We start from the raw sequence: 12,366 nt of genomic DNA on the forward strand, positions 1-12,366 counted from the left end.
CGGCATTAAAGCCGCCGTGCTCACTAGGCGTTGGAATAACGTTCGGTTTCCGGCATCCAGCGCTCAATCAGCGCTTGTGCCTGCTGCGGATAACGTTCGTGAATATGACGGGCAATACGCTGAACTTCGGGAATCATGGCTTGATCGCGCAGCAAATCAGCTACTTTAAATTCGGCGTTACCCGTCTGGCGCGTGCCCAGTAATTCCCCCGGGCCGCGAATCTCTAAATCTTTTTGTGCAATCACAAAGCCGTCGTTGCTGTCGCGCAATACCTGTAAACGCTTCTGCGCCGTTTTCGACAGCGGCGATTTATAGAGCAGCACGCAGTGCGATGCGACCGCGCCACGGCCAACGCGCCCTCTGAGCTGGTGTAACTGCGCCAGGCCCAGTCGCTCCGGGTTTTCAATAATCATCAGGCTGGCGTTAGGAACATCGACCCCCACCTCAATCACCGTAGTGGCGACCAGCAGATGCAGTTCACCCTGCTTAAAGGCCTGCATCACCGCCTGTTTTTCGGCGGGCTTCATGCGGCCGTGTACCAGGCCGATATTCAACTCCGGTAACGCCAGCTTGAGCTCCTCCCAGGTGGCTTCCGCCGCCTGCGCTTCCAGCAGGTCGGACTCTTCAATCAGCGTACAGACCCAGTAGGCCTGACGGCCTTCGGTTGTGCAGGCGTTGCGCACACGATCAATGATTTCATGGCGACGGGTATCCGGAATAGCAACGGTAGTGACAGGGGTACGGCCCGGCGGTAGCTCGTCAATCACCGAGGTATCGAGATCGGCGTAGGCAGTCATCGCCAGGGTGCGAGGAATGGGCGTTGCGGTCATAATCAACTGATGCGGATGAAAGCCCTGCTGCTGGCCTTTTTCCCACAATGCCAGCCGCTGGTGGACGCCAAAGCGGTGCTGCTCATCGATAATGACCAGCGCCAGCCCGTTAAACTGCACCTGTTCCTGGAAGATAGCGTGGGTGCCGACAATCATCTGCACCTGACCGCTGGCAATAGCCTCTTGCTGCGCCTGACGCGCTTTACCTTTTTGCTTACCGGCCAGCCAACCCACTTCAACGCCCAACGGTTCGAACCAGTTGCGGAAATTATTTGCGTGCTGTTCAGCCAGCAGTTCGGTCGGCGCCATCAACGCCACCTGCTTACCGTGGGCAATAGCGCGCAAGGCGGCAAGCGCCGCAACCAGCGTTTTCCCTGAACCGACGTCGCCCTGAACCAGACGCATCATCGGCACATCCAGCGCCATATCACGTTCGATCTCTGCCACCACCCGCGCCTGCGCGCTGGTGGGTTTAAACGGCAACGACGCCAGCAGCTTGTCTTTCAATATGTTGTTGGTACTTAGCGGCTGAGCGTGATAGCGCTGCGCGCCTGCGCGAAGCGCCAGCATACTGAGATTATGCGCCAGTAGCTCTTCAAGAATAAGCCGCCGCTGCGCCGGGTGTTTGCCGGTTTCTAAATCGGCGAGCTGGAGCGTCGGCGGCGGGCGATGCAAGGTACGTAGCGCCTCCGGCAGGCTCATCATACCCTGCGCCAGTTCCGGCGGCAGTAGTTCGGCAATGGCGCAGGTGTCGAGCAACTCCAGCGCCTGATCGGTAAGCTTGCGCAGTGTCGCTTGCTTCACGCCCTCGGTGGTCGGATAGACGGGGGTGAGCGTTTCCTGAAGTTCCGGCGTGCTGAGATCGCCCTGCAGGCGATATTCCGGATGGATCATCTCTGCGCCATACTTGCCGCGCTTCGCTTCCCCGTAGGCCAGCACACGTCGTCCCGTCGCCAGGCTGTTTTTCATCGCCGCGTTAAAATTGAAAAAGCGCATGGTAAGAATGCCGGAACCGTCGCTAATCTGGCAGGTCATCATCCGACGACCGCCGAAAGTGATATTGCAGTTCAGCACTTCACCTTCAACGGTGGCGTAGATGCCAGGCAGCAGTTCGCCAATAGGGTAGAGATGGGTACGGTCTTCGTAACGCAGAGGGAGGTGGAGCAGGAGGTCCTGCACGGTATGCAGGCCAATTTTCGCCAGTTTACTGCTTTGCGCTGCGCCGACGCCTGTCAGGGAATTGAGCGGAACAGCGTCTAACAAGCGGCCTGACATGGTGATTACCCTGCCGCCTGCATCGTCGCCCACCAGTCAGCATCGGCGTCGATTTCGCCCTGCTGATTGACGCGAGGATAAGGCAGACCTTTACGTTTAGCGACTTTCGCCAGCACCGGATAACCACCCTCAAACAGCAGGCGCTGCTGTTCATCTTCCGGCAACATGCTATTTTCACGCAGATACATGCCCGCGTTCTGACGCTGGCGCTGGGCTTCATAAAGAATGAGCGCGGAGGCGACGGAAACGTTCAGCGACTGTACCATACCGATCATCGGAATGATGATATCCCGATCCGCCAGGTCTAATGCTTCCTGCGTAATACCGGTTTTCTCCTGACCCATCAGAATACAGGTCGGGCGCGTGTAATCAATCTCGCGAAAGTCTACGGCTTTATCAGAAAGATGGGTTGCCAGAATCTGCATTCCCCGTCCTTTCAAATGGGCTACCGCATCGCCAATGGTACGGTGAGTTTTCACCTGTACCCAACTGTTGCTGCCCGCCGCCGCGGAAGCCATGGTGCGCATCCGGCTACCTGGCCAGATAGCATGGACTTCATGGACGCCAACGGCATCTGCGGTACGAATGATTGCAGAAACGTTATGAGGTTTGTGGACTTGCTCCATGCAGACCGTGAGATCAGGCTGACGCCTGGCGAGCATTTCGCATATACGCGCATAACGTTTTGGATTCATAGCGCTAGTTTCGGTTACGGGTGACTTTAATAACGTCTGGCATCACGCGGATTTTGCGCATGATATTCGCCAGATGTACGCGATCGCGTGCGGTAAGGCGAATAAAGGTACTATAGACGCGACCATCTTTCTCTTCAGTATTCAGGCTTTGAATATTGGAGGTGGTGGTATTAATCGCCGCCGTCAGGTTAGCCAGCGCGCCCTGATGGTTAAACATTTCCACCTTGATTTCGGTAATGAATTCCTGCTCCGTCTCTTTGTCCCATTCGACCGCCATAAATTTCTCTGGCTCTTTCTGGTATCCACGGATATTACGGCAGGATTCATGGTGGATCACCAGTCCTTTACCTGGGCTGACGTGAGCGATGATCGGGTCGCCTGGGATCGGACGACAACACTTCGCAAAGGTGATAAGCACACCATCCGCGCCTTTAATCGGCAGGTGGCCGTGATTCGATTGCGCAACGGTCGGCACCACGGCTTCGCCTTGCTGCAGATTTTTCGCGACCACTACGCTCATCGCGTTGCCGAGACCGATTTCTGCCAGCAGATCGTCAAGCGTTGCCAGCTTCATACGATCCAATTCGCGCTGAATATTTTCCTGCGGAATTTCCGCCAGCTTACGACTACCGCCTAAGGCATGGTTAAGCAGACGACGGCCCAGGCTTACGGAGTCATCACGTTTGAGGTTTTTCAGCAACTGACGAATTTTAGCGCGCGCTTTAGAGCTGACGACAAAGTTCAGCCAGGCGGCGTTGGGACGCGCGCCCGGCGCGGTAATAATTTCGACGGTCTGACCGCTGCTAAGCGGCTGCGACAGCGGATAAGGCTGGCGGTCGACACGCGCGCCGACGCAGGCGTGACCGATGTCGGTATGCACTGCATAGGCAAAATCCACCGGCGTAGCGCCAGCGGGCAGTTCGACAATACGCCCTTCCGGGGTGAAAACGTAAATCTCATCCGGGAAGAGATCGGATTTTACGCTTTCGATAAATTCAAACGAACTACCGGCGCTCTGTTGTAGCTCCAGCAGGCTCTGCATCCAGCGCTGGGCGCGGATCTGCGCCGTGGTGCTGGTCTCACCGTGTTCTTTATACGCCCAGTGCGCCGCGACCCCCATTTCCGCCATCTGATCCATGTCTTCGGTACGGATCTGGACTTCAACAGGAACGCCGTGCGGGCCGATCATTGAGGTGTGCAAAGACTGATAGCCGTTCGCTTTGGGAATGGCAATATAGTCTTTCACCCGTCCCGGACGCGGCTTATAGAGACTGTGCATCTGGCCGAGTACGCGATAGCAGGTATCGGAGTCATGAACGATGACGCGGAAAGCGTAAATGTCCATGATCGAGTGAAAACGCTGCTCTTTGAGCACCATTTTGCAGTAGATCGAGTAAAGATGTTTTTCGCGACCGCTAACGCGACACGGAATTCCCGCCTCTTGCAAACGTCCTTCGATTTCAGAGAGGATTTTTTGGATCATCTCCTTACGGTTGCCGCGCGCCGCTTTTACCACTTCTTTGATGACGCGGTAACGATTGGGATACAGCGCTTCAAAGCCCAGCTCTTCCAGCTCGGTTTTGATGTGATGAATACCTAAACGGTGCGCCAGAGGACTGTAGATTTCCAGCGTTTCACGGGCAATACGACGACGTTTATCCGGGCGTAACGAGCCCAGCGTGCGCATGTTATGGGTACGGTCAGCAAGCTTAATGAGGATGACGCGGATATCCTGCACCATCGCCATAATCATTTTGCGAAAGTTTTCGGCCTGCGCCTCTTTCTTATCGCGGAATTTGAGCTTATCAAGTTTCGACACCCCCTCTACCAGCTCGGCAACGCTTTTACCGAAAAGCTGTTCCATGTCCTGATAGGTGGCGGGGGTATCTTCAATCACGTCATGCAGCAGAGCGGCCATCAGCGTTTCGTAGTCGAGTTTCATCTCGGCCAGAATACAGGCCACCGCTACCGGGTGCGTGATATAGGGTTCACCGCTTGAACGTGTCTGGCCCTCGTGAGCGTCACGTGCAACGAGATACGCCTGCCGAAGACGCTTAATCTGGTCTTCCGGCAGGTAGGTTTGAATCAGTTGATTCAGGCTTTCAAACAGATACAAGGGCGACCCGCTTTGTGATTAACGACGACCTTCAGCAATAGCGGTAACGGCTTGTAATTCAGCGGCTTCCTGCTCTTGCTGTTCCTGGCGCTCGCGGACGTCGAGGATCTGGTTGTTAATCAGACCTTCTTCGATTTCGCGCAGCGCGATAACGGTAGTTTTATCGTTTTCTTCCGGTACCAGCGGATCCTTTCCGCCTACCTGCATCTGACGAGCGCGACGCGCGGCGACCAGTACCAGGTCAAAACGGTTACCAATTTTCTCTACAGCGTCCTGAACAGTTACGCGTGCCATACTTAAAATGCTCCACAGGTGAAGAAATGACTGGGCATGATACTGAAAGTGGGTTCAGTCTGCCAACAATTTGCTGATTAAAGCGTCATGACGCTGCTTTTGGCGGCTCATACGCAGACGTTCAGCGCGAATGATGGTTTTCAAGTCGCTTAACGCGGTATCAAAGTCGTCATTCACAATAAGATAATCATATTCGGCGTAATGGCTCATTTCTGCAACCGCTTGCGCCATTCGTTTGGCAATGACTTCTTCGCTATCTTGCCCGCGGCCGCGTAAACGGCGATCCAATTCGATCTTTGATGGCGGCAAAATAAAAATGCTGCGTGCTTGCGGCATCTTTTCGCGAATTTGCTGGGCGCCCTGCCAGTCGATATCCAGAAAAACATCAACGCCAGTTGCCAGCACTTGCTCAATGGTTTCGCGCGAAGTGCCGTAGTAATTGCCAAACACTTCCGCGTGCTCCAGAAACGCCTCCCTGCCAATCATGGTTTTAAACTCATCATGATTTACAAAGAAATAGTGCTCACCGTGCACTTCACCCGGACGCGGCGCGCGCGTGGTATGTGAAACGGAAACCTGAGTGTCGTACAACGGTTGGGTTTTTAATAAAGCCTGAATCAGGCTGGATTTACCCGCGCCACTGGGGGCAGAAACAATATAAAGCGTACCTTGAGCCATGAGTATCTTACGTCTGTGATTATCGAAATAGAGCCTTGATACGGGCTTATTATACACATCGCCGTTATGCGACGTAGTCTTTGTCACACTTTTTGCGCCAGATTATTGCATTTTGCGTCCCTTTTTCCGCTTTTATCGCGTCGTTGCAGCAACCCACCAAAAAATCTGGAAAGCGGCTCGGATGATGCATTTTTACCTGTCGGTTTTTATTCACTAAAGCGCTATACCTGCCGGGCAATGTGCGCAGGAGGTCGTGATGAGATTATGGAAAAGTATGGCGTGGGGAATTTTATTGTGGCATTCGCAGAGTGGGGCGCTTTGCCCGGCCTGGCCGCCAGCAAGGGCCGCTGAAGAAATCGCCCGTTTACAGCAACAGCTCGCTGACTGGAATGACATCTACTGGAAACAAGGTGTTAGCGCGGTTGACGATAGTGTGTACGACCAACTCAGCGCAAGGCTGGTTCAGTGGCAACGCTGTGTTGGTCAGGATGTTTCATCTACTCCGGTTTCACCGCCGTTAAACGGTACAACAATGCACCCTGTTGCGCACACGGGCGTACGTAAACTCGCGGACCGACAGGCGGTAGAACAGTGGATGCGCGGGCGCAGCGAGCTTTGGGTACAACCAAAAGTGGATGGCGTAGCGGTAACGCTGGTTTATCAAAACGGTAAACTGACCAGGGCTATCAGCCGGGGTAACGGACTACAAGGCGAGGACTGGACGCCAAAAATTCGCCTGATCCCCTCTATACCGCAGTCAACACAAGGCGCGCTTGCTAACGCGGTGTTGCAGGGCGAAATCTTTCTACAGCGCGAGGGACATATCCAGCAACGGATGGGCGGGATGAATGCGCGCTCGAAAGTCGCAGGAATGTTAATGCGCCAGGATAACGCCTCCGCGCTAAATTCGTTGGGTATTTTTATTTGGGAGTGGCCGGACGGTCCGGCAAAAATGCCCGAAAGATTAAGCCAACTTGCTAAGGCTGGATTCAGTCTGACGAAGAAATATTCTCTGGCGGTAAACGATGCCAGCGAGGTCGAGCGGGCGCGCCAGTCATGGCTGACGTCAGCATTACCCTTTGTGACGGATGGCGTAGTGATACGCATGGCTAAAGAACCCGCGTCACAATACTGGCGACCCGGGCAGGGCGACTGGCTGGCAGCATGGAAATATCCGCCAGTAGCGCAGGTCGCGCAAGTGAGCGCTATTCAGTTCTCGGTGGGGAAAAGCGGCAAAATTACTGTAGTAGCGTCGCTTGTCCCCGTTATATTGGATGATAAGCGGGTTCAGCGGGTCAATATCGGTTCTGTGAAGCGTTGGGAAGCGTGGGATATCGCGCCGGGCGATCAGATCCTGGTGAGTCTGGCGGGGCAAGGCATTCCCCGGCTTGATGAGGTCGTCTGGCGGAGTCGTGAGCGGAGTAAGCCTGTACCGCCTGATAGCCATTTCAACTCGCTGACCTGCTTTTACGCGTCGGAAACGTGTCAGGAACAGTTTATCTCCAGGCTGGTATGGCTGGGGTCACGGTCGGCGTTGGGTCTGGACGGAATGGGCGAAGCCAGCTGGCGGGCCTTGCATCAGACGCATCGCTTTGAGCATATCTTCTCCTGGCTTGCCCTGACGTCAGCGCAAATAGCCAACACGCCAGGCTTTGCTAAAGGAAAAAGCGAGCAGATATGGCGGCAATTTAACCTGGCGCGCCGGCAGTCGTTTACCCGCTGGATCATGGCGATGGATATCCCCTTAACGCAAGCTGCATTACAGGCCAGCGGCGATCGTTCATGGGAGCAGTTATTAATGCGAACAGAGCAACACTGGCGGCAGTTACCAGCGACGGGCGAGCGTCGTGCCGGGAGAGTCATCGACTGGCGGAATAATCCGCAGATCAAAACGCTGAGCAGATGGCTGGCTGCTCAGCATATTCCCGGATTTGGGTCTTAGTGCCCTTCATGGCGGTAATAAAATACCGGCAGGCCAAGTTTAAGACGTAGCGCTAATAACCTTGCTGTAAAGCCAAACAGTAGCGTAGAGATAACGACGACATCCGGATTCATGACGTAATGTTGCAGCGCAATATAGAGCACCGCCGAGGCGAACGAAATGCCGGCATATAGCTCTTTTTGAAACACCAGTGGAATGCGTTTGCAGAACATATCGCGGAGCACGCCGCCAAAGACGCCGGTAGTGACGGCGGCTACCACGGCGATAATTGGCCCTTCGCCCATATCAAGGGCTATCTGAGCGCCAATAATAGAGAAAACCACCAACCCCAGCGCGTCAAGTACCAGGAAAAGCTTGCGTAAATAGGGCATGACGGGGGCAACAATGGTGGTCAATACAGCGGCAGTCGCCACAATAATGACATATTCGGGATGCTTCACCCAACCCAGCGGATAGTGACCGAGCAGAATGTCGCGAACCGAGCCTCCACCAATGGCGGTGGCGGTAGCAATAATAATTACGCCGAATGTATCCATGCGACGACGACCCGCAGCGAGTGCGCCCGTCATGGCCTCGGCAGTGATGCCAATTAAATAAAGAACGTGCAACAGCATGATTTCCCCCTAATTTACTGGGGGCGAAGATTAACGATTTGTGCGCTGTATCACGATTGAGATTTTCTAAGGCATTACGCGATTAATAAATTTTAGTAATGATTTTAAATTTATGATTAATAATTATTTATTATAAATATCAATAAATTGAGCATCATTTTTGTGGTTTATTGTATGCGAGGTTTTTCTGTTTTGACTTAGATAATTTAAAAGAACGGCGCCCTGGACGCGCCGCCGGTGAGTCATTTCATTATGGCTGCTGTGCGGTAAGTTGTGTGATGAAGCGCTGACGCGAGCGTTCCACATACTGTTGCAACCCATTGGAATCAAAGAATGCGTGTGTATCGCCGTTGCGAAGTTGCTGTCGTTTCTCCAGTAGCCCGAAGCGGTCACCTTTGTTGGCAATAAAGATATCAACATGCTGGGCGGCCAGTGTCTTAAAGCTACTCTGAATATCAGTAACCAGGTCAGGGTAATTTTTGTTGTTAATCAGCAGATAGTCAGGTGTGGCGAGACTATCTGCGTAAATTAGCGTCTTGCCGTTGCGGAGCGTTACGCGCCAGGAAGTTGAGCCGGGCAGATGTCCAGGCGTGAATAGTGCTGTCACGCTTATCCCTCCGAGGCTGATGCTTTCCTGGTTGTGGATAATTTTATCAGTGGTGACGGGCGGGAAGGGGAGCGCATCGCCAAGCGCAAAATCCTCTCGTCCACCCCTCGCCATCTGATCGGCGTTGGGTTGGCTGGCGACCAATTGTGCGCCGCTCCACGCTTTCAAACGTGCCATGCCCCCCGCTTGATCCAGCCGCGCATGGCTATTCAACAGATAGCGCACGTCTGTGAGGCGGAATCCTGCCGCTTCAATATTCTCTTTAATTTGCGGTGCGCTTTCATCCAACCCCGCATCAATAAGAATATGCCCTGCCGGAGTGGTCAGCAGAATAGAAGAGAGATTTTTCGTGCCGACATACCACACGCCTTCTGTGATTTGAAACGGCTTTATAGGCTTAGCCCACGCTTTAAACAGTGATAACGGAGGCGCGGGTGATAACGGTTGTGAAGGATCTAATGCCGCCATGGCAGGAAGTGCTGATGTTGAAAATATACATACAAGGAATAATGCATAGCGATTCATAATGTTCTCCTGATTGAAGCGCCCGCAGTATACTTGGCAGTAATTTAGCCAGGTTCAATAAGAGAGACGTTTAATGAACTTGCTGCAAATGGATATGAACCTGTTAAAAGTACTGTATGTGCTGCTGGAGACGAGCTCTACGGGGAAAACGGCGCAAAAGCTGGCTTTATCGCCTTCTGCGGTAAGTCATGCGTTAATGAGATTGCGCGATGCGCTAAACGACCCGTTGTTTCGACGGGAAGGGAACCGCCAGATTGCTACGCCTTATGCGCAGGCGCTGCGTGACAAATTGGCGCCTGTGTTTGTTTCGCTTAATGAGGAGCTGTTTGGCGATAAAGAGAACGGCTCCCGTTGTTTCCGGGTGGTACTTCCTCCCGCATTGAACGCGCTGCTTACGCCCGTTCTCGCAGAGAAAGGTCATCTTCATCAGGCGGTGATCGAGTGCCTTCCTTTTGCCCGCCGACCCTGGCGTGATGAACTGTTGGATAGCTCGGTTGATTTGGTGCTGGCAATTGGCGACCATCAAAAGCAGGTCAGCGCTCTGCATTACGAGCGGGTGGGGACGACGCGTTTGATCGCGGTTTATGGCGCGCCATTGCGTTCACGTCTGGAGAATGCCGCAGCGTTGAATTTTGCTGATCTGCAGCATTATCAACACATTTACTGTTTGCCGTGGACAAAAGAGAACAACGAACTGGACAGGCAGCAGGCTCGTGCCGGGTTTGAACGTCCGCTGGCGTTTGTTTGTCATGATTACAGTCAACTGGCGCCTGCTGTCCAGTCGGCGCCGCTAATGGCGATTGTACCGCGCCCCTGGTATGAAAATTTATCCGATAAGCGCGGTCTTTTTGTCCTGCCGCTTGCCGGGGAGCAGGCGGAAGGCGCTATTTTTATGCAGTATCGGGCTTCAACGGTAGAGTGGAAGCGGCGCCTTATCGACGCTATTCGCCGGAAATTAAAAACGTACTACCGATAAACGCGAGAGCCCGCATAAGGCGGGCTCTATGACATATTGAGCGCCAGAATTATTCAATATTCTGGATTTGCTCGCGCATTTGCTCGATCAACACTTTTAATTCAATAGCGGAGTTAGTTACATCAGCGTTGATGGATTTGGAGGCCAGGGTGTTCGACTCACGGTTAAATTCTTGCATCATGAAGTCCAGACGGCGACCTACCGCCTCTTTTTTCTTCAGAATGTTGTAAGTCTCTTTGACGTGCGCTTCCAGACGATCCAGCTCTTCCGCCACATCAATGCGCTGCGCCATCATCACCAGCTCTTGCTCCAGACGGTTGTTTTCCAACTGAACCTGAGCATCTTCCAGCTTCGCGACCAGGCGCTCACGCTGCCATTGCAGGATTTCCGGCATATGCGCGCGGACTTTCGCTACTTCGGCGCTGACGCCTTCCAGACGTTGTTCAATCAGCGCTTTCAGCGCCTGGCCTTCCGTTTCGCGCGCGACGATAAAGTCATCCAGGGTACCGTCCAGCGCGGCTAAAATTTCTGCGGCAATCGCGTCCAGATCCTGCTCTTGCGCCGCCATGACACCTGGCCAGCGCAAAATATCAACCGGATTGATTTCCCCTTCGTCGCTCTGCATTTTGACCCAGTTTGCGGCGCTAACTAATTGTTTCGCGAGCTTTTCATTCAGAATAAGCTCGCCTTGCGCGCTGGCATCGGGTTCAAAACGCAGCATACATTCGACTTTGCCACGCGTCAGGCGTGTACGAATGCGTTCGCGCACGACGGGTTCAAGACTACGGAACTGTTCCGGCAGACGAAAGTAAGTTTCCAGATAACGCTGGTTTACCGAGCGCATTTCCCAGGTCGCGCTACCCCATTCACCCTTGATTTCACGCCGGGCGTAGGCGGTCATACTGCGGATCATAGATGTTCCCGTTTTTAAAGGAGAGATGAGGGGATTATAGCTATCCATGCCTTGTCAGGATAGGAATAACCATCGGAAGTCCGTATAATGCGCAGCCACATTCGTTTTAAGCCGGAGATCTCAATATGCGTCCAGCAGGCCGTAGCGCTAATCAGGTGCGTCCCGTAACCCTGACCCGTAACTATACAAAACACGCTGAAGGCTCGGTACTGGTCGAATTTGGAGATACCAAAGTGTTGTGCACCGCCTCCATTGAAGAAGGCGTCCCTCGTTTTCTGAAAGGGCAAGGCCAGGGGTGGATCACCGCAGAGTATGGCATGTTGCCTCGCGCTACCCATACCCGTAATGCGCGTGAAGCGGCAAAGGGTAAGCAGGGCGGCCGTACTATGGAAATTCAGCGTTTGATCGCGCGTGCGCTGCGTGCGGCGGTCGATCTGAAAACGCTCGGCGAATTTACCATTACGCTGGACTGCGATGTAATCCAGGCCGATGGCGGTACGCGTACAGCGTCTATTACCGGTGCCTGCGTGGCGTTGGCGGATGCGCTGAATAAATTGGTTGCCAACGGTAAGCTGAAAACCAATCCGATGAAAGGCATGGTGGCGGCGGTTTCCGTAGGCATCGTTAACGGCGAAGCGATCTGCGATCTGGAATATGTTGAAGATTCCGCCGCAGAAACCGACATGAACGTCGTGATGACTGAAGACGGCCGCATTATTGAAGTACAGGGTACCGCGGAAGGCGAGCCGTTCAGCCATGAAGAACTTCTCACTTTGTTGGCGCTGGCCCGAGGGGGAATTGAATCCATTGTGGCGACGCAGAAGGCGGCGCTAGAAAATTGATTTTAAGGCGACTGAAAAGTCGCCTTTTTTTTGTCCGTAAATTTCGTAAATGATGAAAG

Annotated in this window: 11 protein-coding genes; 3 read left to right on the plus strand and 8 right to left on the minus strand. The window is 53.6% G+C overall.

The window, feature by feature from the left end; genetic code table 11:
* Positions 1 to 23 precede the first annotated feature (23 nt).
* Genes recG through gmk form a run of 5 tightly spaced genes read right to left on the minus strand, consistent with a single transcriptional unit; the run spans position 24 to position 5,888 of the window.
* Entirely contained in the window at positions 24 to 2,105 is a 2,082-nt protein-coding gene (recG, locus tag ACLJRS_RS16660; RefSeq protein WP_000016748.1) for an ATP-dependent DNA helicase RecG, read from the minus strand.
* Positions 2,106 to 2,110: 5 nt separating this feature from the next.
* Positions 2,111 to 2,800: a tRNA (guanosine(18)-2'-O)-methyltransferase TrmH gene (gene trmH, locus ACLJRS_RS16665; protein WP_001068436.1), complete on the minus strand. Its 690-nt coding sequence runs from the start codon at positions 2,798 to 2,800 to the stop codon at positions 2,111 to 2,113.
* A 4-nt stretch (positions 2,801 to 2,804) separates the two neighbouring features.
* Positions 2,805 to 4,916 carry a bifunctional GTP diphosphokinase/guanosine-3',5'-bis pyrophosphate 3'-pyrophosphohydrolase gene (gene spoT, locus ACLJRS_RS16670; protein ID WP_000280481.1) on the minus strand — a complete coding sequence of 704 codons (2,112 nt, stop codon included), beginning with the start codon at positions 4,914 to 4,916 and terminating at the stop codon, positions 2,805 to 2,807.
* Positions 4,917 to 4,934: 18 nt separating this feature from the next.
* Positions 4,935 to 5,210, minus strand: a complete 276-nt coding sequence (gene rpoZ / locus ACLJRS_RS16675) for a DNA-directed RNA polymerase subunit omega (RefSeq protein WP_000135058.1) — start codon at positions 5,208 to 5,210, stop codon at positions 4,935 to 4,937.
* Positions 5,211 to 5,264: 54 nt separating this feature from the next.
* Positions 5,265 to 5,888: a guanylate kinase gene (gene gmk, locus ACLJRS_RS16680; protein ID WP_000046966.1), complete on the minus strand. Its 624-nt coding sequence runs from the start codon at positions 5,886 to 5,888 to the stop codon at positions 5,265 to 5,267.
* A 256-nt stretch (positions 5,889 to 6,144) separates the two neighbouring features.
* Between gmk and ligB the strand changes: the two genes are divergently transcribed.
* A complete protein-coding gene (gene ligB / locus ACLJRS_RS16685) occupies positions 6,145 to 7,830 on the plus strand; it encodes an NAD-dependent DNA ligase LigB (RefSeq protein WP_001241829.1) in 1,686 nt (561 codons plus the stop codon).
* Here ligB and ACLJRS_RS16690 read toward each other — a convergent pair.
* On the minus strand, positions 7,827 to 8,444 hold the full coding sequence (locus ACLJRS_RS16690; RefSeq protein ID WP_000924334.1) for a trimeric intracellular cation channel family protein: 618 nt from the start codon (positions 8,442 to 8,444) through the stop codon (positions 7,827 to 7,829). The two genes, ligB and ACLJRS_RS16690, sit on opposite strands and share 4 nt — an antisense overlap.
* A 250-nt stretch (positions 8,445 to 8,694) precedes the next feature.
* The gene (locus tag ACLJRS_RS16695; RefSeq protein ID WP_001082982.1) at positions 8,695 to 9,576 is read right to left on the minus strand and encodes an HARLDQ motif MBL-fold protein; all 882 of its coding nucleotides are present in this window, start codon (positions 9,574 to 9,576) and stop codon (positions 8,695 to 8,697) included.
* Between the two features lie 73 nt (positions 9,577 to 9,649).
* On the opposite strand from ACLJRS_RS16695, the gene ACLJRS_RS16700 reads away from it, so the two are divergent.
* Complete coding sequence (locus ACLJRS_RS16700) at positions 9,650 to 10,552, plus strand: LysR family transcriptional regulator (protein WP_001050861.1); 903 nt, start codon at positions 9,650 to 9,652, stop codon at positions 10,550 to 10,552.
* 49 nt (positions 10,553 to 10,601) lie between these two features.
* Here the strand turns inward: ACLJRS_RS16700 and ACLJRS_RS16705 are convergent, their stop codons facing one another.
* Positions 10,602 to 11,465, minus strand: a complete 864-nt coding sequence (locus tag ACLJRS_RS16705) for a YicC/YloC family endoribonuclease (RefSeq protein ID WP_000621352.1) — start codon at positions 11,463 to 11,465, stop codon at positions 10,602 to 10,604.
* 125 nt (positions 11,466 to 11,590) lie between these two features.
* Between ACLJRS_RS16705 and rph the strand changes: the two genes are divergently transcribed.
* Positions 11,591 to 12,307 carry a ribonuclease PH gene (rph, locus tag ACLJRS_RS16710; RefSeq protein ID WP_001247078.1) on the plus strand — a complete coding sequence of 239 codons (717 nt, stop codon included), beginning with the start codon at positions 11,591 to 11,593 and terminating at the stop codon, positions 12,305 to 12,307.
* Positions 12,308 to 12,366: the final 59 nt, after the last annotated feature.

Source organism: Salmonella sp. SAL00670, assembly GCF_046552235.1.
Classification (GTDB): domain Bacteria; phylum Pseudomonadota; class Gammaproteobacteria; order Enterobacterales; family Enterobacteriaceae; genus Salmonella; species Salmonella enterica.

What these genes read in the sequence shown, in the direction of transcription:
- rph (WP_001247078.1), top strand. Translation starts at nt 11,591, where the DNA reads ATGCGTCCAGCAGGCCGTAGCGCTAATCAGGTGCGTCCCGTAACCCTG.
- ACLJRS_RS16690 (WP_000924334.1), bottom strand. Translation starts at nt 8,444, where the DNA reads ATGCTGTTGCACGTTCTTTATTTAATTGGCATCACTGCCGAGGCCATG.
- rpoZ (WP_000135058.1), bottom strand. Translation starts at nt 5,210, where the DNA reads ATGGCACGCGTAACTGTTCAGGACGCTGTAGAGAAAATTGGTAACCGT.
- recG (WP_000016748.1), bottom strand. Translation starts at nt 2,105, where the DNA reads ATGTCAGGCCGCTTGTTAGACGCTGTTCCGCTCAATTCCCTGACAGGC.
- ACLJRS_RS16700 (WP_001050861.1), top strand. Translation starts at nt 9,650, where the DNA reads ATGAACTTGCTGCAAATGGATATGAACCTGTTAAAAGTACTGTATGTG.
- ligB (WP_001241829.1), top strand. Translation starts at nt 6,145, where the DNA reads ATGAGATTATGGAAAAGTATGGCGTGGGGAATTTTATTGTGGCATTCG.
- trmH (WP_001068436.1), bottom strand. Translation starts at nt 2,800, where the DNA reads ATGAATCCAAAACGTTATGCGCGTATATGCGAAATGCTCGCCAGGCGT.
- ACLJRS_RS16705 (WP_000621352.1), bottom strand. Translation starts at nt 11,465, where the DNA reads ATGATCCGCAGTATGACCGCCTACGCCCGGCGTGAAATCAAGGGTGAA.
- ACLJRS_RS16695 (WP_001082982.1), bottom strand. Translation starts at nt 9,576, where the DNA reads ATGAATCGCTATGCATTATTCCTTGTATGTATATTTTCAACATCAGCA.
- gmk (WP_000046966.1), bottom strand. Translation starts at nt 5,888, where the DNA reads ATGGCTCAAGGTACGCTTTATATTGTTTCTGCCCCCAGTGGCGCGGGT.